Below are 17038 nucleotides of genomic sequence, written 5' to 3'. Positions count from 1 at the left end.
GCCGATAATTTTCGGCATGACCCAAGGCACCATCCAAGAGCCCACTCGGCGCTACGCGCGCGTGCTTTCCATCGCTGGTTCCGACAGCGGCGGCGGCGCCGGCATCCAGGCCGATCTCAAGACCTTCGCCGCCCTGGGCTGCTACGGCATGACGGCCATCACCGCGCTCACCGCGCAGAACACGCTCGGCGTCTCGGGCATCCATGGCGTGCCGCCCGACTTCCTCAAGGCGCAGATCCAGGCCGTGGTCGAAGACATCGGCGTCGATGCCGTCAAGCTCGGCATGCTGCATGCGCCCGAGGTGGTCGACGTGGTGGCCTGGGCCATCGACCGCTACCAGCTGAAGAACGTGGTGCTCGACCCGGTGATGGTCGCCACCAGCGGCGATCGCCTGATCGCCGCCGAGACGGTGCAGGTGCTGGTGCGCGAGTTGTTCCCGCGCGCCGTGGTCGTCACGCCCAATCTCGACGAGGCCGCCTTGCTGATCGGCCATGCCATCGAAGGCGTGGACGCGCTCGACGGCGCGGCCGACGAACTGCTGGCGCTCGGAGCAAAGGCCGTGCTGCTCAAGGGCGGCCATCTGCCGGGCAACGAAGTGGTCGACGTGCTGCTGCAGGCCGGCGGCGAACGCAGGCGACTTACCTCCGGCCGCATCGAGAGCCGCAACCTGCACGGCACCGGATGCACGCTGTCGTCCGCCATCGCAGCGCACCTTGCACTGGGCGCGACGCTGACCGAGGCGGTCGAAAGGGCGCGCGCCTACATCCTCGGCGCGATGGCCGCCGCAGCGAACGTGAAGATCGGCGCGGGTCATGGCCCCCTCAACCACGGCTTTGCGCCAGTGCCGACGCACCGGCTGCCGTTGGAGGCCGGCTGAGCCAGGCCAGCGCGAAGGTCGCGGCCAGCGTCGGCAGCGCGGAGCCGAACTGCGGCGCCCACTTGGCAAGCGCGTGATACGCGGCGATGCCCGCGATCCAGATCAGCGCCGCACCGAAGTCGACCTTGCGCCGCGCGCCATGCGGCGAAACCGTCTCGCCGCTGCCCAGCCGGCCGATGATCACGCCGTACAGCGGCACGAACACCGAACTCAGCAGCAGCAGGAAAGGCCCAGCGTGTGCATCGGCAGCACCAGCGCCAGCGCGATGCACAGGGCCGCCAGCAGCAGGCCCCAGCGCTTCACGCTCCAGCGCGGCAGCAGGCTGTGCGTGGAGACCGAGCCCGAGTACACGTCGCCGTACGCGTTGTCGAGCTCGTCGATCAGGATCAGCCCCAGCGCCACCAGGCCACCCTGGGCCAGCAGCAGCGCGGTGACGAGGCCTGTGCCCGGCTCGGCCACGCTCACCACCATCACGCCCAGCGCGTAGCACCAGACGTTCGCGACCGCATAGCCGATCCAGGTGCCACCGAATGCGCCGCCGAGTCCACCTGAGCTGCGCTTGCCGTGCCGCGCATAGTCGGCCACCAGCGGCAGCCACGACACAGGCATCGCGATCACCAGGTCGAGCGCACTGAACATGCCCATCGTGCCGTCGCCGGGGCGCGCCCAGAAGGCATCCAGGCCTTTGGCCTGCAGCCGCGTCGCGAACTGCCAGGTGAGCCAGAGCAGCGACAGCACCACCAGCGGCAGCCCGAATCGGCTCACGAAGCGCCGCACCAGCTTCACCATCGAGCCGGCGAGCAGCGCCAGCAGCACCGCGCCCCACAGCAGCGTCGTCAGCACGCCGCCCCAGAAGGAGCCCAGCGCCGGACCCACCACCGTCTGGCCGATGGCCTGAGTGCCTTCGCGCATCACCACGAGCTCGAAGGTGGTCCAGCCCACCAGCTGCACGATGTTGAGCAGCACCGGCAGCCGCGCGAAGGCGCTGCCATAGGTCGCGTGCATCAGTCCGGCGCTCGCCAGGCCGCTCTGGCAGCCCAGCCGCGCGGTCCAGGCCAGCAGGCCCGCACCGATGCACGAGCCGAGCACGATGGCGATAGCCGCATCGCGCGTGCCCACCGCCGGCACCAGGTAGGCGCCGATCTGCATCACCAGCAGGCCCACGCCGAGGCTGAACCAGAGCGAGGCATGGTCGTGCCAGCCGAACACGCGCTGCGAGGCGGGCAGGGGCGTCAGCGCCTCGTTCGAGACGGCCGTGCTGTCGTTGTTCTTTTCGTCGTGTGCCATCCGTTTGCTCCAGTGCAAAAGGTTTGGCAGGTGGGCGAGGCTCCAGTGGCGCGGCTTTCACGCGAGAAGGCGTGAGAGGCCACCGGACCAGCTTCCCTGCGCGAGGATTACCTCAATCAGGTTCAAAGGGACTTTCTCAGCCGGACGGCAAGCCGCCCAACACCCCTAGCAAGTACGCCCCGGGAGAACCCGCGGCGCGGGCCGAAGTTTATCCGCTGCCGGGAAGCCGCAACGGCAGGCGTGCCTTTGCGGGCAGGGAAAACCCTTGGAGCGCCAGCGCGCCGCGCGAGAATCGCTGCCAGCGAAACAACGACAACAGAAGAAACGGGAGCGCATGCCGATAAGCATGCAGCAACAAGAAATGGAGAGGAACTTGCATGGCCGATGACGATTTCAAGGCCCCCCGCCTGCGACGATTCAGGGTCGACGTAGGCACCATCATCTGCGCCGTCGCGATGGTGCAGTCGCTGCTGCTGGTGGCCTTCGGCTACTGGGCTGCCGAGAAGCTGGTGTCCAAGGTGGGCACCACCGCGCACAAGATCAACCATGACCGGGTGGAGGACAACGTGCTCGCCTTCCTCGCCAAGACGGAAGGCGTCATTCGCTCCATAGCGGATTCGCCCAGCGTCCATGTCTGCGGCGAGGACGGCGAGCAGACCGCCGAGATGCTCTGGACCATGCTGGAGCAGACCCCCGAGCTCGACAGCATCAACGTGGCCACCGATCACGGTCACGTGCTGATGGCGGTGCGCTACCCTGTGCCGGCCATCCGGCAGGTGCTGCGCGGGCCCGAGTTCAGCACCGAGACCTGGCACTACAAGGACTCGCCGGACCTGGACGGTGGCGATGCGAAGCAGCGCTTCGCGACGACCTCGATCTCGGCCTACCGCAGCGATTTCGATCCCGAGAAGCGCACCTGGTACCTGGAGGCCATGAAGGCGAAGGGCCCTGTGTGGACCCAGCCCTTCCTGATGAGCGACGCGCGGGAGCTGGCTGTCGGGCATGCGCGGCCTGCAGGGCGCGTAGACGACGAGGGTCACGGGCGAGGGTTGGTGGTCGATGCCAACGTCTCGTTGGGGCACCTGTCGAAGCTCGTGCGTGTCTCCGGTGCGCTGGGCAGCGGCGAGAGCGCACTGCTCAGCTCCGACCATCATGTGATCGCGCGCAGCGACCACCCCGAGCCGGTGCGCAAGCTCGAGTCGCCCGACAGCGGCGTGCTCGGTGCCATCCACGCGCACATGCTCGCGGCCAGCACGGCAGGTGGCGCCGACGATGTCGCCTTCTCCATCGAGCACGAAGGGCGCCGCTACCTCGTGCAGACCTCGCACCTGCCGCACACCCGCTGGCAGCTCGTGAGCTGGGAGCCCGAGGATCTGCTGCTCGGCGGCCTGCAGCGCTCGGTACTGTGGTCTCTGCTGCTGACAGGCAGCTTCCTCGCGCTCGCGCTCTTCATCTCGCTGCGGCTGTCGAAGCTGGTGACCGGACCCATCGAAAACCTCTCGCGCGTCGCGCGCCGCATCGGTCGGCTGGAGCTCGACGACCTGCCGATCGAGCCGAGCCGGGTGCTCGAAGTGCAGCATCTCAACCAGGCGCTGGACGAGTCGGCGCGCAGCCTCAAGGCCTTCAGCAAGTTCGTGCCGGTCGACATCATCCGGCAGCTCGTCGCCGAAGGGCATGCGCTGGGGCCGAGCGGATCGCCGCGGCGCATCACCGCGATGTTCACCGACGTGGAAGGCTTCACCGGCATCTCGGAGTCGATGCCGGCCGACGTGCTGGTGCGCCAGCTGACCGAGTACTTCAACCTCGCCGCAGGCATCTTCGCGCGCCACGGCGGCGTGATCGACAAGTTCATGGGCGACGGCATCATGGTGCTGTGGGGCGCACCCACCGAACTCGAAGATGCGGAGTACCGCGCCTGCGTGGCGGCGATCGAACTGCATGCCGAGATGAACGCGCTCAACGAGAAGTGGCGCGCCGAGGGGCTGCACGAGTTCCGCACGCGCGTGGGCATCCACACCGGCTACGTGATCGCGGGCGTGCTCGGCTCGAGCGACCGCCTGTCGTACACCGCCATCGGCGATGCGATCAACGCGGCGAGCCGCATCGAGGGCGCCAACAAGGAGCTGGGCACGCGCACGCTGATCTCCGAGGCCACCTTCGAGGGGCTGGGCGGCCGGCTCGCCACGCGCCGCATCGAGGAGCTCGCGGAGCTGCGCGGCCGGCAGACGCGCATGGTGCTCTACGAGGTGCTGGGACCTAAGCCTGCTTGACCCGGCGCGCGAAGGCTTCGAGTCCGTCGATGGTGATCTGGATGTGGCGCTCGAAGCTGCTGTCCAGCGGCACCGTCGTGCCGTTGTCCCAGCGCAGGATGAAGGCCTTGTTTGCCAGCTGCGAGAGGTTGCGTGTGAGCACCGGGTGGTCGAGCGGGCGGATCGTGTGCACGCGTTCGCGCAGTTCCTCGGCCCAGGCCTGGGTGTTGTCGGCGGGCAGGGGCGAGAACTCCATCGTCAGGAAGCCCAGCATCGCGGCGACCACGCAGTTGTAGGCCTCCAGCAGGGGCTCGCCTTCGAAGCCGGCATCGGTCAGCGTGGCCAGGATGCCCTCGACCAGTTCCATAGGCAGGCTGCCGTTGGACACCAGCTGCGCCCCCAGCAGCTGCGCCACGTTCGGATGGCGCCGCACGGCGGCACGGCAGCGGCGGAAGAGTTCGGCGATCCAGTCCTTCCAGACGAGCTTGCCGGACGGTGGCGCGACCTCGGCCATGACAAGGGCGGCCACCTCGGCCAGCAGCGCCTCGCGCGTGCTCACGTGCCAGTGCACCGTTGCCGGATAGACGTCGAGCCGGGCCGCCACCTCGCGCATGCTGAAGGCGCCGAGGCCGAATTCGTCGATCTGCGCGAGCGCCTCTTCGGCGATGCGCCGCTTCGTCAGGCCGCCGCCACCGGCGGGGCGGCCGGCCGTGCGAGGTTTCTGGGCCTTGGGGGGCGATTTCTTCGTCATGGTTGCGGGCATTGTGCGGCAGTCGGGTTGACTGTATAAACAAAATAAATTGAGCATCGATCAATAAACCGCGCTGCACACGATCGGCGCGCCACCCCGGAAGGACATCGCCATGCCCCATGCGGACATCGACCAGGCCCTCGCGGCCGCACACCGCCGCTTCACCGAAAGCAACCCCGCCAGCCTGCGCCGGTTCGAGGAACAGGCGCGCTACATGCCCGGCGCCAACAGCCGCTCGGTGCTGTTCTACGCGCCGTTTCCGCTGACCATCGCCAAGGGAGAGGGCGCCGCGCTCTGGGACGCCGACGGCCATCGCTATGCCGATTTCATCGCCGAGTACACGGCCGGCGTCTACGGCCATTCGGCGCCCGAGATCCGCGAGGCCGTCGCCGAGGCGATGAAGGGCGGCATCAACCTCACCGGCCACAACCTCCTCGAAGGCCGGCTCGCCAGGCTCATCTGCGAACGCTTTCCGCAGATCGAGCAGCTGCGCTTCACCAATTCCGGCACCGAGGCGAACCTGATGGCGCTGACGGCGGCGCTGCACTTCACCGGCCGCCGCAAGCTCGTCGTGTTCTCGGGCGGCTATCACGGCGGCGTGCTGGGCTTCGGCGCCAAGCCGCTGCCGACGACCGTGCCCTTCGATTTCCTGGTGCTGCCCTACAACGACGAGCGGACGGCACGCGAGCAGATCGACAAGCATGGCCCAGAGATCGCCGCCATCCTCCTGGAGCCGATGCAGGGCGCGAGCGGCTGCATTCCGGGGCGGCTGGAGTTCCTGCAGGCGCTGCGCGACTCGGCCACGCGCGTGGGCGCGCTGCTGATCTTCGACGAGGTGATGACTTCGCGCCTCGCGCCGCACGGGCTGGCGAACAAGCTGGGCATCCGCTGCGACCTGACCACGCTGGGCAAGTACATCGGCGGCGGCATGTCCTTCGGCGCCTTCGGCGGCCGCGCCGACGTGATGGCGCTCTTCGATCCGCGCACCGGGCCGCTGGCCCACTCGGGCACCTTCAACAACAACGTGCTGACGATGGCGGCGGGCCATGCGGGGCTCACGAAGCTGTTCACGCCCGAGGCGGCTGGCGCTCTGGCCGACAGGGGCGACGCGATGCGCACGCGGCTCAACGCGCTGTGCGCGGGCGAGGGCGAGGGCGAGGGCGAGGGCGTCGCGATGCAGTTCACCGGCATCGGTTCGCTGATGAACGCGCATTTCGTGGGCGGCGAAGTGCGCAGCACCGATGACCTGGCGGCGGTCGATGCCCGCCTGCGCCAGCTGCTTTTCTTCCATCTGTTGAGCGAGGGCATCTACACCTCGCCGCGCGGCTTCGTCGTGCTGTCGCTGCCGCTGACGGATGCGGACATCGACCGCTACGTGTCCGCCATCGGCAGCTTCATCGGCGAATACCGGGCGCTGCTGCCCAGTATCAGGAACTAGCGGGAGCCGGCCACGCCCAGCAGCTCATGCAGGCGGGTGCTGGTGGTGGTGTATTGCAGCGGAACGGCCTTGCCTGGGAACACGATGGCCGTGGCGCCCCAGGCGGCCAGCGTGGCCTCGTGGAAACCGCAGACGATGAGCTTCTTCTTGCCCGGGTAGGTGTTGATGTCGCCCACCGCGAACACGCCGCGTTCGCGGGTTTCGTACTTCTCGGTGTCCACCGGCACCTGCTTGCGCTCCAGCTCCAGCCCCCAGTCGGCGATGGGGCCGAGGCGCGGCGAGATGCCCAGGCAGGCGACCAGCGCGTCCAGCGGCAGGTCGAGCGTGGTCGCGTCGGGCGTGGTGATCTGCAGGTGCTTGCCGTCGAAGGCTGTGGGCTGGCCGACCTTGAAGGCCAGCTTGCCCTCGGCCACGAGGGCGCGCATGGCCGAAACGGTGGCTTCCTCGGCCTGGAAGCCGTCGCGCCGGTGCACCAGCGTGACCTGCTTCGCGATGGCGGTGAGTGCGATGGCGGTTTCGAGCGCGATGTCGTCGCCGCCGTTGACCACCACCGCCTGCCCCGCGAAGCGGTCCAGCGAATCGGGGTGATAGAAGAGCGAGGAGCCCTCGAACTGCGCGATGCCTTCGACCGAGATGCGCTTGGGCACGAAGGCTCCGACGCCGGCAGCGATGAACACCGTCTTCGCCAGGAATGCCTTGCCCGCCGACGTGGTCAGCAGCAGCCGACCATCGGCCTCGCGCGCCAGGGTGGAAACCTGCTCGCCGCAATGGAATTGCGGCTTGAACGGCGCCACCTGCTTGAGCAGCGACTGCGCCAGGTCGCGCCCGCTGGTCATGGGCGTGCCGGGAATGTCGTAGATGGGCTTGTCGCCATACAGCGCCACGCACTGGCCGCCGGCGGCGGGCAGTGCATCGACGATGTGGCAGGAGATTTCGAGCAGGCCCAGCTGGAAGGCCTGGAACAGCCCCACGGGGCCGGCACCGACGATCAGCGCATCGGTCTCGATCGGGGAAACGGCAGGGGCGGCGGGCTGGTTCAGCGCACCAGCTCCCCGATCTTGTCCGTCTTGTCCTTCCACTCCTCGGCGTCGGGCAGGGCGGGCTTGCGCTTTGTGATGCTCTTCCAGCCGTCGGCCTGGGCCAACTCGGCGTTGATCTTGATGAAGGCGATCTGGTTGGCCGGCAGGTCTTCCTCGGCGTAGATCGCGTTGACCGGGCACTCGGGAATACAGACCGCGCAGTCGATGCATTCGTCCGGGTCGATCACCAGCATGTTGGGACCTTCGCGGAAGCAGTCGACGGGGCAAACGTCCACGCAGTCGGTGTATTTGCAACGGATGCAGGCTTCGGAGACGACGTGGGTCATTTGTCTTTTTGCGTCAGAAGTGGTCGGGAAAAACCCTAGATTTTAGGCCCTTGCGGCGCAGGGCTGCACGAGCACTGCGGCGGCGGTCTTGTGGGAGGCCGTATCGACCAGCACCAGTGAGCCCAGGGCGCGCGATTGCGTGAAAGGCAGCACCGCCAGCGGCTGCTGCAGTGCCAGTACCACGTCGCCGATGGCATTGGCCTCGATCTGCGTCGCCGGCTCCGATTCGAGCGTCGTGATGTTCACGCGATCGACGATGCGCGCCACCTTGGCCTTGACCCAGCGGTGGCCCTGCAGCGCCCAGTAGACGCGGCCCGCGACCAGCGGCTCGTCGTCGAGCCAGGCCACGGTGGCGGTGATCTCGCGCACCGGCTCGAAGGCGCCCGGCGCCAGCAGCCAGTCGCCGCGGGACACGTCGACCTCGCGATCCAGCACGATGCCGGCGCTGTGGCCCGCATGCACCGTCTTCGGCTGGCGCGTGTGGCTCAGCACCTGCGCGACGGTGGCGGTCTGGTTGCTCGGCAGCACGGTCACGCGTTGGCCCGGCTCCACGTGGCCCGAGGCGACGCGGCCCCAGAACACGCGGCGGCCCTGCGAGGTGTCGGCCGACGACGAGAACTTCTCGACCCACTGCACCGGGAAGGCGAAGGGCACGGCTTCGTCCTGTGCCGTGACGGGCAGGTCTTCCAGCAGCTCGAGCAGGCTCGGGCCTTCGTAGCCGACCCAGTCGGCATGGCGCGTGGCCACGTTCCAGCCCTTGAGCGCGGAGATCGGCACGATGGCCGCCACCTTCACGCCGGCCGCTTCGGCAAAGGCGTTCAGCGCGGTCGAGATGCGCTCGAAGGCCAGGCCCGCGTCGGCAATGGCGTCCAGCTTGTTGATGGCGAACACGATCGACTGCACGCGCAGCAGGTTGCAAAGCAGCGTGTGGCGGCGCGTCTGCGGCAGCAGTTCGCGCCTGACGACGGTGCCGTCTTCCACCTCCGCGGCCCAGGCCAGCTTGGTCGCATCGACCAGCACCACCGCCGCGTCGGCGGCCGAGGCGGCCGTGACCATGTTGCGCGTGTACTGCTCATGGCCCGGCGCGTCGCCGATGATGAACTTGCGCCTGGCGGTCGAGAAGTAGCGGTACGCCACGTCGATGGTGATGCCTTGCTCGCGCTCGGCCGAGAGGCCGTCGGTCAGCAGGGCCAGGTCGGTCTCGCCGCCGCGCTGCACGCCGGCCAGCTGGTCTTGCAGCACCGTCTTGCTGTCGACCAGCAGGCGGCCGATGAGCGTGCTCTTGCCGTCGTCGACCGAGCCGCAGGTGATGAAGCGCAGGGCGGTGCCGGTGTCGCCGTGGACTTCGGCGGGCGAGGCGTTTGAAATGACAGCAGCGTTCATTGAGTGATTCTCCAATTCGTGGAACACCGCGGAACCGGCTCTGCCGGGCCGCTGGTGTTGCCCCCTTCGAGGGGGTGGGCGTAGCGACACGAAGTGCGCGAAGCCTGGGGGTGGGTCAGAAGTACCCGTCTTTCTTGCGCTTCTCCATGGAAGCTTCCGAAGTCATGTCGTCCATGCGGGTGGCACCGCGCTCGCTCACGTCGACCGACAGGGTTTCGAGTACCACGTCGCTCGCATCGGCTGCCAGGCTTTCCACCGGGCAGGTGGTGGTGATGTCGCCCACGGTGCGGAAGCGCACGTCGCGCACCTGCACCGTTTCGCCGTCGCGCGCCGGGGTCAGCCCGGTCACCGGCACCAGCAGGCCGCGGCGCTCCACCACTTCGCGCTTGTGCGTGTAGTAGATCGAGGGCAGGCCGACTTCCTCGCGGGCGATGTACTGCCACACGTCGAGTTCGGTCCAGTTCGAGATCGGGAACACGCGAAAGTGCTCGCCCGGGGCCAGGCGCGTGTTGAACAGCGTCCACAGCTCGGGGCGCTGGTCCTTGGGCTGCCACTGGCCGAAGCTGTCGCGGTGCGAAAAGATGCGCTCCTTGGCGCGCGCCTTTTCCTCGTCGCGGCGGGCACCGCCGATCAGCGCGTCGAAGCGGAATTCTTCGATCGCTTCGAGCAGGGTCACCGACTGGTGCGCGTTGCGCGACTCGCCCGGATGGGCCAGGCGCACGGTGCCGCGTTTCATCGAGTCCTCCACGCTGCGCACGATGAGTTCGGCGCCCAGTTCCTTCGCGCGCTGGTCGCGATAAGCCGTCACTTCAGGGAAGTTGTGGCCCGTGTCGATCATCAGCAGCGGGTAGGGAATACGGCCGACGCCGAAAGCCTTCTCCGCGCACTTCAGCAGCACCAGCGAGTCCTTGCCGCCCGAGAACAGCAGGGTGGGGCGCTCGAAGGCGGCCGCCACTTCACGCAGGATGAAGATGGTTTCTTCCTCCAGCGCGTCGAGGTGCGTGTTGGACAGGTGCGCCGGCGGCAGCAGCAGTTCGGTTTCGGTACGTGCGTTCATCGGAGATGTGGCTGGATGCGGTAAGTCGGTGCGGTGCGGGAGCTCAGTGCGCGAGATGCAATCCGCACTCGCGGTTGTCTTCGCCCTTGGTCGGGTCCACGTAGTCGAAGTTGTTGGGCAGGCCGTGTTTCACGCAGTACTCGTGCAGGTCCTTGGACGACCAGTGCAGCAGCGGCGCGACCTTGATCAGGCCGTCGGGGTTGATGCTGACCGGGTCCATCTGCGCACGCACGGCCGTGTCGGTGGCGCGCAGCGCTGTGAACCAGACCTTCGGCGCCGTCTCGCGCAGGGCGCGGGCGAAAGGCTCCAGCTTCACTTCTTCGGTGAAAGCGGCGTGGCGCGGGTCGTCCAGCGCCGGCGTCGGGCCGTCCACCGCCTCGCGGTGGGCGCGCGAGCGGCGCGGCAGGTAGATGTGCAGGTCCAGGCCCAGCTGCCTGGTCACCTCGTCGGCGAAGCGGTAGGTGGCCTCGGTGTTGTAGCCGTTGTCCATCCACACCACCGGCACGTCGCGCTTCACCTGCGTGACCATGTGCAGGATCACCGCCTCGAAGGGGCGGAAGTTGGTGGTGACGATGGCGCTCTGGCCCAGGCCGAGCGCCCAGTCCACCAGGCCCTGCGCGTTGCGGCCGAGTTCGGCGTTGATGCGTTCGATGTCGATGCTCATGTCCTGTGTTTCCCTGCGTTTCCGGTTCAGTTGCCGGCCGCGAAGTGCGGCGCGGTCTTCACCGCGTCGCCCTGGTAGAAGGCGGCGAAGCGGTCGAACTGGCGCTGCGCGTCGGAGGCGTCCACGCCTTCCTTGAGCACGGCGCTGGAAAAGCCGGTGCGCTCCATCTGCACGAGCTGGTCGATCAGCACGTCGCCGGTCGCGCGGATGTCGCCCTTGAAGCCCAGGCGGCGGCGCAGCAGGAAGGCCTGGCTGTAGGCGCGGCCGTCGGTGAACTTCGGAAAGTTCAGGTCGATGCGCTCGATGTCCGCCAGGCATTCCTCGATGGCGAGAGGGTCGGCGTCATTGGCGAGCTGCAGCACCTTCGGATCGCCGTCGTCGATGTGTTCTTCCGCCGAGAGAATGTTCAAGGTTTTTTTCATGCTGCTTCCTCCACCTTGAAACGCGCACCGTTGGCGGCGGCCTTGAACGGGTCATGGCCGACGCGGCGCAGCGTGTCGATGAAGTTCTCGCCGCTTTCGCGGGTGTCGCGGTAGGTGTTGAGCACGGCCTCGATCACGCCGGGCACTTCTGCCGCCGAGAACGAGGGGCCTACCACCTTGCCTGCCTGCGGCGTGCCGCTGAGCGCGGAGCCGTCGGAGCCGCCGAGGGTGACCTGGTACCACTCCTTGCCGTCCTTGTCGACGCCGAGGATGCCGATGTGGCCGCTGTGGTGGTGGCCGCAGGAGTTGATGCAGCCGCTGATGTGCAGGTCGATCTCGCCCAGGTCGTCGAGTTCGTCGAGGTCTTGATAACGCTCGGTGATGGCTTCGGCGATGGGAATGGAGCGCGCGTTGGCCAGCGCGCAGAAGTCGCCGCCGGGGCAGGCGATCATGTCCGTCAGCAGGTGCACGTTGGCGCTGGCGAAGCCGGCGGCGCGGGCGGCGAGCCACAGTGCGTGCAGGTCTTCGGCGTGCACCCAGGGCAGCACCACGTTCTGGTCGTGCGTCACGCGGGCTTCGCCGGCCGAGAAGCGGTCGGCCAGCTCGGCGAGCGTGTCGAGCTGGTCGGCCGATGCGTCGCCGGGCGCCTGCTTCAGGCGCTTGAATGACAGCGTCACGGCGCGCAATGCGGGGTTCTTGTGCGGCGCCACGTTGCGCGCGAGCCAGCGGGCGAACTGCACGTCGTCGGCGGCGTGGTTGCGCAGCTCGGCGTCGGTCTTCTCGGCGCTCTGCAGCACGCGGGTGGCGAGCGTCGGCGGCACGAAGGAGGCGGCCACGCGGTCGTACTCTTCCTGCGTGATGGTGTGCGGCCCGCCGTCGTGCTCGAGGATCTGCTTGTACTCGGCCTCGACGTCGTCGATGTAGCGCTGGCCCTCGGCCTTCACCAGGATCTTGATGCGCGCCTTGTAGATGTTGTCGCGGCGGCCATAGCGGTTGTAGACGCGGATCACGGCCTCGAGGTAGTTCATGATCTGCTGCCACGGCAGGAACTCGCGCAGCACCGTGCCCACGATGGGCGTGCGGCCCATGCCGCCGCCCACCTGCACACGGAAGCCGATCTCGCCGGCCTCGTTCTTCACCACGTGCAGGCCCACGTCGTGCCAGCCGGTGGCGGCGCGGTCTTCGGTGGCGCCGGTGATGGCGATCTTGAACTTTCGCGGCAAAAACGCGAACTCGGGGTGCAGCGTGCTCCACTGGCGCATGATTTCCGCGAAGGGACGCGGATCGGCGATCTCGTCGACCGCGATACCGGCGCGCTCGTCGCTCGTGATGTTGCGGATGCAGTTGCCGCTGGTCTGGATGCCGTGCATGTCGACCGAAGCCAGCAGGTCCATCACGTCGGCCGACTTGGCCAGCGGAATCCAGTTGTACTGGACGTTCTGGCGGGTCGAGAAGTGCGCGTAGTGGGTGGGCAGCTTGTGGCTGCCGAGCAGGCCCTGGGTCTCGATGGCCTTCTTGTAGACCTCCGCCTCGGGCTCGTCGTATTCGCGGGCGATGCGGGCCAGCACGCGGATCTGGCGGCTGGAGAGCTCGCCGTAAGGCACGGCCACGCGCAGCATCGGCGCGTAGCGCTGGACATACCAGCCGTTTTGCAGCCGCAGCGGGCGGAACTCGTCTTCGTGGAGGCGGCCCTTCTGCCATCGCTCGAGCTGGTCTCGGAACTGGGCGGCTCGTTGATGGACGAACTGGCGATCGAATTCTGTGTATTGGTACATCGTGCGTGTGTCTTGAGGAAGTGCGGTGCCGCGCGCGTGGCGGGGTACCCAACAAGAAGGCGCGATTGTCCAAGTGCTCCTTATGGAACCAAACTATTTTTTGGTTCGTGCTTTATGCGGATAAGCTTATTCGCCAGCATCCATGCGGGTTTCCGGACGGTTTGATGCTTATTCCGGATAAGGCCGCGATGCCGGCTTCGCGCCGCCGAAGCGATGAAGCAGTCCGGGTAAGTCCCGACGCGGCTGCCGTCCCGCCGCAGTGAAATGGTTATCCTGAATAACCAAATTGGCTGAAGATGCAATGACTGCTTCGACCTCGCGCCGCGGCGCGCTACTTGCCGGGCTCGCAACCATGGCCGCGCTCGCCGACGCCAAGGCGGCCGACGCGCCGCCGGCCGCCATCGCCACGCCGACCAGCGAACGCTTCCCGGTCCTGCTGCCACGCACCGAGTTCGTCTATGAAGCCATCGTAGACATCGCGCCGCCGATGGCGCTTGGCGCTTCGCCCTTCGGAGAGCGCTTCATGGTGCCGATCACGGGCGGTTCGTTCGAGGGGCCGGGCCTTCGCGGCACGGTGCTGGCCGGCGGCGCCGACCGCCAGCTGTTGCGCCGCGACGGCGCGAAGAACCTCGATGCGGTGTACGAGCTGAAGACGGATGACGGCGTGGTGATCTCGGTGCGCAACACCGTGCTGTCGCGCAATCCGAAGAATGCGCCGCGCTATGTGTTCTCCACACTGCAGATCGTTGCGCCCGAGGGCAAGTACGGCTGGCTCAAAGACTTCGTCTACGTGGGTACGCTCGATCCGCTGCGGCCCCAGCGCGAGGCCGTGGTCATCCGTGTCTACAAGGTTGTCTAACGCAGCATCGTCGACATCGCCGAGCAGCAGTTCAGCATGCGCACGGCCGCCTCCACGGTCGGTGCGGTGAAGCGCAGGGTGATGCCGTCGACGCGCTCGAAACTCGGCCACTGGCAGAACAGGTCGGCCAGCGCGGAGGTTTGGGCGCGCAGCGTCACGGTCTGCGGGCCTTCGAAGACCAGCGGCCTGGCCTTCGAGCGGGCGGCCAGCGCTTCTTCCACACCCGCGCGGATCGCCCGGCGCGACTGCTCGGGCGACAGCGACACGCCGCTCAGGCAGCCCGTGGCTTTCTTGGTCTCGACGAAGGTCGCGTGCGGAAAGAGCGGGCGGTTCTCGGCGATGAACACGTCGTCGCCGCTGGCCATCACCACCGGCACGCCGTATTCGCCCGCCAATGCGCCGTAGAGCCCGGCCTCGCCCAGTTCCTCGCCCCCGAGCGATATGCCCGCGAAGGCGAAGCTGTTGATGGTGTGCGCGAGGATGCCGCGCCCCTGCGCGCGCGAGTGGTAGCCGACCATGCAGACGGCGTCCACGCCGCCTTCTTCCACGCCCGCCACCATGCTCAGGTAGCGCGGCTTGCCCTGGATCACGCGGGCGCGCGCGTCGAGCAGGTCGGGCGGCATGTTGCGAAAGCCCCCGTGCGAGTCGTTCACCAGCACTTCGGTGGCGCCCGCGTCGAAGGCGCCGGCGATGGCGGCGTTGGCTTCGTGCGTCATCAGCAGCCGCGCGCGCTCGTACTCGGGGTTGCCCGCGCGCACCTGCTCGGAGTGGTAGACGCCGGCGACGCCTTCGATGTCGGTGGAGATCAGGACTTTCATGAGTGCAGCGGCTCGCGTTCAGGCGTGGGTTGAGAAGAGGGCGGAGGCGGGCAGCACATCGCCCAGCGCGGCGCGATGGTTGCCGTCGCGCCCGGTCACTGGCGTGGCGCGCCACAGGGCGTGGATGATCGCCTGTTCCGTGCTGTCGGCCGCGGCCTGGAAGAGGCCGTCGAGCAGGCCGTCGTGCAGCATCGCCACCGCGGGCATCGGCCGCTCGACGTTGCCGGGCACGGTGTAGGCGGTGGAGAAGGCCAGCACGATGTCGCCGCTGCCGTGCCCGAAGACCGAACCCGTGCGGGCCAGCCCGGCGCCGGCGCGCAGCGCGAGGCGGCGCAGCTGGCGCGCGTCGAGCGGTGCGTCGGTGGCCAGCACGATGATGATCGAGCCCTTCTCGGCCTCGTTCACCGCCGGCAGGCTGCGCCCGGCCTGCAGCGCGGCGAGCCTTTCGCCCACCGCATGTCCGGCCAGCAGCAGTTGCGGCTGGCGGCCGTAGTTCGCCAGCACCAGCGCACCCACCGTGTGCAGGCCGCCGGTGCCGACGCTCTTTTCGCCACCCAGGCCGCCGCTGGTGCCGTCGTTGCGCGCCGACACCCGCCGCGAGGCGCTGCCGATGCCGCCCTTGAGCTGGAAGCTCGACATGCCGCGCCCCGCGCCGACCGACCCCTGTTCGAAGTCGCAGCCGGCATCGGCCAGCGCGTGCAGGTAGTCGGCCTCGCTCACGGCCATGCGCTGGATGTCGTTGAGAAATCCGTCGTTGCACTCGAACACCAGCGGGTTGACCGTGGGCAGCGTGCGTCCGCATTCCGGGTTGTCGGCCACGCAGCGGTGGATCTGCGCCGCCGCCACCGTGCCGACCGAGAAGGTGTTGGTCAGCGCGATGGGCGTTTCGAGCACGCCCAGTTCCTCGACCTGCATCAGGCCGACGCTCTTGCCGAAGCCGTTGAGCACCGCCACGGCGGCGGGCACCTTGTCGCGGAAGAGGTCGCCCGCATGGGGGCGGATGACGGTCACGCCCGTCTGCACGGGGCCGTCGGCCAGCGTGCGGTGGCCCACGGTGACGCCCGCGACGTCGGTGATGGCGTTGCGTTCGCCCTGGAGCAGATTGCCGATGAAGGGGAGGAAGACCCGCTGCTTGCTGGAGGACATTGAGGAAAAAAGAAACTTACTGGCGGTCGATCTTCGGATCGAGCGCGTCGCGCAGTGCGTCGCCCAGCAGGTTGAAGGCGAGCACGGTGAAGAAGATGGCCAGGCTGGGGAAGAGCGCCACGTGCGGCGAGGTCACCATGTCGGCGCGGGCCTCGCTGAGCATCGCGCCCCACTCGGGCGTCGGCGGCTGCGCGCCCATGCCCAGAAACGAGAGGCTGGCGGCCGTGATGATCGAGGTACCCACGCGCATCGAGAAATACACCACGATCGACGAGATGGTGCCCGGCAGGATGTGCCGCACGATGATGGTCCAGTCCGAGGCGCCGATGCTGCGCTCGGCCTCGATGTAGGTCTGCTGCTTCAGCACCAGCGTGTTGCCGCGCACGAGTCGCGCGAAGGCCGGCACGCTGAACACCGACACCGCCACCACCACGTTGGTCATGCTGCTGCCCAGGATGGCCACCACGCCCAGCGCCAGCAGGATGCCGGGGAAGGCGAAGAGCACGTCCGACACACGCATCACGACGCGGTCCCACCAGCCTTCGTAATAGCCCGCCAGCAGGCCGAAGGCGGTGCCGATGATGCCGCCCAGCACCACCGACAGGAAGCCCGCCATCAGCGAGATGCGCGCGCCGGCCAGGATGCGGCTGAAGATGTCGCGGCCCAGCGGGTCGACGCCGAACCAGTGCGCGGCCGAGGGGCCGGTGTTCAGCATGTCGTAGTCGAAGAAGTTCTCCGGATCGAAGGGCACGATCCACGGCGCGAACACCGCGACGAACACCAGCAGCAGCACGAAAAGCGCCGCGGCGATGCCCACGGGCTGCTTCTTGAAGCGGCGCCAGCACTCGCCCCAGGGGGTGCGGACCTTGCCGGCGGACTGGAGCGTGGCGACCGGAGAGGTCGGAAGAATGGTTTCGGCGGAAACGCCTGGAGCTTGAGTCATGTC

At 68.0% G+C, this 17038-nt stretch carries 15 protein-coding genes, 1 pseudogene and 1 riboswitch; of the genes and pseudogenes, 4 read left to right on the top strand and 12 right to left on the bottom strand.

Features of this window, described 5'->3' with window-relative positions; translation table 11 throughout:
* The first annotated feature begins 16 nt into the window (after window positions 1-16).
* The gene (gene thiD, locus QMO14_RS07310; RefSeq protein ID WP_301505710.1) at window positions 17-877 is read left to right on the top strand and encodes a bifunctional hydroxymethylpyrimidine kinase/phosphomethylpyrimidine kinase; all 861 of its coding nucleotides are present in this window, start codon (window positions 17-19) and stop codon (window positions 875-877) included.
* On the opposite strand, the pseudogene QMO14_RS07305 reads toward thiD, so the two are convergent.
* Window positions 822-2164, bottom strand: a pseudogene (locus QMO14_RS07305) (cytosine permease). The gene thiD and the pseudogene QMO14_RS07305 overlap by 56 nt on opposite strands.
* Before the next feature lie 76 nt (window positions 2165-2240).
* A riboswitch (TPP riboswitch) is annotated at window positions 2241-2341 on the bottom strand.
* 200 nt (window positions 2342-2541) lie between these two features.
* Between QMO14_RS07305 and QMO14_RS07300 the strand changes: the two are divergent.
* Window positions 2542-4434 (top strand): adenylate/guanylate cyclase domain-containing protein, encoded by a 1893-nt coding sequence (locus tag QMO14_RS07300; RefSeq protein WP_301505709.1) that lies wholly within the window; start codon window positions 2542-2544, stop codon window positions 4432-4434.
* Here the strand turns inward: QMO14_RS07300 and QMO14_RS07295 are convergent.
* Window positions 4421-5164 (bottom strand): TetR/AcrR family transcriptional regulator, encoded by a 744-nt coding sequence (locus tag QMO14_RS07295; protein ID WP_301505708.1) that lies wholly within the window; start codon window positions 5162-5164, stop codon window positions 4421-4423. The genes QMO14_RS07300 and QMO14_RS07295 overlap by 14 nt on opposite strands.
* Window positions 5165-5276: 112 nt before the next feature.
* Here QMO14_RS07295 and QMO14_RS07290 point away from each other — a divergent pair, with 112 nt between their 5' ends.
* Window positions 5277-6602 (top strand): aspartate aminotransferase family protein, encoded by a 1326-nt coding sequence (locus QMO14_RS07290; protein WP_301505707.1) that lies wholly within the window; start codon window positions 5277-5279, stop codon window positions 6600-6602.
* Here the strand turns inward: QMO14_RS07290 and QMO14_RS07285 are convergent.
* The 7 genes from QMO14_RS07285 to QMO14_RS07255 all read right to left on the bottom strand — a co-directional run bounded on the left by QMO14_RS07285 (window position 6599) and on the right by QMO14_RS07255 (window position 13269).
* Window positions 6599-7681, bottom strand: coding sequence for an NAD(P)/FAD-dependent oxidoreductase (locus tag QMO14_RS07285; protein ID WP_301505706.1), 1083 nt, complete (start codon window positions 7679-7681; stop codon window positions 6599-6601). The genes QMO14_RS07290 and QMO14_RS07285 overlap by 4 nt on opposite strands.
* A complete protein-coding gene (fdxA, locus tag QMO14_RS07280) occupies window positions 7639-7968 on the bottom strand; it encodes a ferredoxin FdxA (RefSeq protein WP_126019243.1) in 330 nt (109 codons plus the stop codon). Before fdxA ends, QMO14_RS07285 begins: the two co-directional genes overlap by 43 nt.
* 42 nt (window positions 7969-8010) lie before the next feature.
* Window positions 8011-9351, bottom strand: coding sequence for a sulfate adenylyltransferase subunit 1 (locus tag QMO14_RS07275; protein WP_301505705.1), 1341 nt, complete (start codon window positions 9349-9351; stop codon window positions 8011-8013).
* A 115-nt stretch (window positions 9352-9466) separates the two neighbouring features.
* The gene (gene cysD, locus QMO14_RS07270) at window positions 9467-10408 is read right to left on the bottom strand and encodes a sulfate adenylyltransferase subunit CysD (protein ID WP_301505704.1); all 942 of its coding nucleotides are present in this window, start codon (window positions 10406-10408) and stop codon (window positions 9467-9469) included.
* 43 nt (window positions 10409-10451) lie between these two features.
* Entirely contained in the window at window positions 10452-11072 is a 621-nt protein-coding gene (locus QMO14_RS07265; RefSeq protein WP_301505703.1) for a phosphoadenosine phosphosulfate reductase family protein, read from the bottom strand.
* 26 nt (window positions 11073-11098) lie between these two features.
* Window positions 11099-11494, bottom strand: coding sequence for a DUF934 domain-containing protein (locus QMO14_RS07260; RefSeq protein ID WP_301505702.1), 396 nt, complete (start codon window positions 11492-11494; stop codon window positions 11099-11101).
* Complete coding sequence (locus tag QMO14_RS07255) at window positions 11491-13269, bottom strand: nitrite/sulfite reductase (protein ID WP_301505701.1); 1779 nt, start codon at window positions 13267-13269, stop codon at window positions 11491-11493. Before QMO14_RS07255 ends, QMO14_RS07260 begins: the two co-directional genes overlap by 4 nt.
* Window positions 13270-13570: 301 nt before the next feature.
* On the opposite strand from QMO14_RS07255, the gene QMO14_RS07250 reads away from it, so the two are divergent.
* The gene (locus QMO14_RS07250) at window positions 13571-14128 is read left to right on the top strand and encodes a DUF3237 domain-containing protein (protein WP_301505700.1); all 558 of its coding nucleotides are present in this window, start codon (window positions 13571-13573) and stop codon (window positions 14126-14128) included.
* Here QMO14_RS07250 and QMO14_RS07245 read toward each other — a convergent pair.
* Genes QMO14_RS07245 through gsiD form a run of 3 tightly spaced genes read right to left on the bottom strand, consistent with a single transcriptional unit; the run spans window position 14125 to window position 17035 of the window.
* Window positions 14125-14946, bottom strand: a complete 822-nt coding sequence (locus QMO14_RS07245) for a M55 family metallopeptidase (RefSeq protein WP_301505699.1) — start codon at window positions 14944-14946, stop codon at window positions 14125-14127. The two genes, QMO14_RS07250 and QMO14_RS07245, sit on opposite strands and share 4 nt — an antisense overlap.
* Window positions 14947-14964: 18 nt before the next feature.
* Window positions 14965-16092, bottom strand: a complete 1128-nt coding sequence (locus QMO14_RS07240) for a P1 family peptidase (RefSeq protein WP_301505698.1) — start codon at window positions 16090-16092, stop codon at window positions 14965-14967.
* A gap of 16 nt (window positions 16093-16108) precedes the next feature.
* Window positions 16109-17035 carry a glutathione ABC transporter permease GsiD gene (gene gsiD, locus QMO14_RS07235; RefSeq protein WP_301505697.1) on the bottom strand — a complete coding sequence of 309 codons (927 nt, stop codon included), beginning with the start codon at window positions 17033-17035 and terminating at the stop codon, window positions 16109-16111.
* Between the last annotated feature and the right edge of the window lie 3 nt (window positions 17036-17038).

Source organism: Variovorax sp. CAN15 (genome assembly GCF_030462475.1).
Lineage (GTDB): Bacteria > Pseudomonadota > Gammaproteobacteria > Burkholderiales > Burkholderiaceae_C > Variovorax.
Note: the sequence above shows the minus strand (reverse complement) of the source record. Positions and strands in the feature narration are given on the sequence as shown.

Excerpts from the sequence above, each read along its gene's own strand:
- thiD (WP_301505710.1), top strand. The coding sequence starts at position 17 with ATGACCCAAGGCACCATCCAAGAGCCCACTCGGCGCTACGCGCGCGTG.
- QMO14_RS07300 (WP_301505709.1), top strand. The coding sequence starts at position 2,542 with ATGGCCGATGACGATTTCAAGGCCCCCCGCCTGCGACGATTCAGGGTC.
- QMO14_RS07295 (WP_301505708.1), bottom strand. The coding sequence starts at position 5,164 with ATGACGAAGAAATCGCCCCCCAAGGCCCAGAAACCTCGCACGGCCGGC.
- QMO14_RS07290 (WP_301505707.1), top strand. The coding sequence starts at position 5,277 with ATGCCCCATGCGGACATCGACCAGGCCCTCGCGGCCGCACACCGCCGC.
- fdxA (WP_126019243.1), bottom strand. The coding sequence starts at position 7,968 with ATGACCCACGTCGTCTCCGAAGCCTGCATCCGTTGCAAATACACCGAC.
- QMO14_RS07275 (WP_301505705.1), bottom strand. The coding sequence starts at position 9,351 with ATGAACGCTGCTGTCATTTCAAACGCCTCGCCCGCCGAAGTCCACGGC.
- cysD (WP_301505704.1), bottom strand. The coding sequence starts at position 10,408 with ATGAACGCACGTACCGAAACCGAACTGCTGCTGCCGCCGGCGCACCTG.
- QMO14_RS07265 (WP_301505703.1), bottom strand. The coding sequence starts at position 11,072 with ATGAGCATCGACATCGAACGCATCAACGCCGAACTCGGCCGCAACGCG.
- QMO14_RS07260 (WP_301505702.1), bottom strand. The coding sequence starts at position 11,494 with ATGAAAAAAACCTTGAACATTCTCTCGGCGGAAGAACACATCGACGAC.
- QMO14_RS07255 (WP_301505701.1), bottom strand. The coding sequence starts at position 13,269 with ATGTACCAATACACAGAATTCGATCGCCAGTTCGTCCATCAACGAGCC.
- QMO14_RS07250 (WP_301505700.1), top strand. The coding sequence starts at position 13,571 with ATGACTGCTTCGACCTCGCGCCGCGGCGCGCTACTTGCCGGGCTCGCA.
- QMO14_RS07245 (WP_301505699.1), bottom strand. The coding sequence starts at position 14,946 with ATGAAAGTCCTGATCTCCACCGACATCGAAGGCGTCGCCGGCGTCTAC.
- QMO14_RS07240 (WP_301505698.1), bottom strand. The coding sequence starts at position 16,092 with ATGTCCTCCAGCAAGCAGCGGGTCTTCCTCCCCTTCATCGGCAATCTG.
- gsiD (WP_301505697.1), bottom strand. The coding sequence starts at position 17,035 with ATGACTCAAGCTCCAGGCGTTTCCGCCGAAACCATTCTTCCGACCTCT.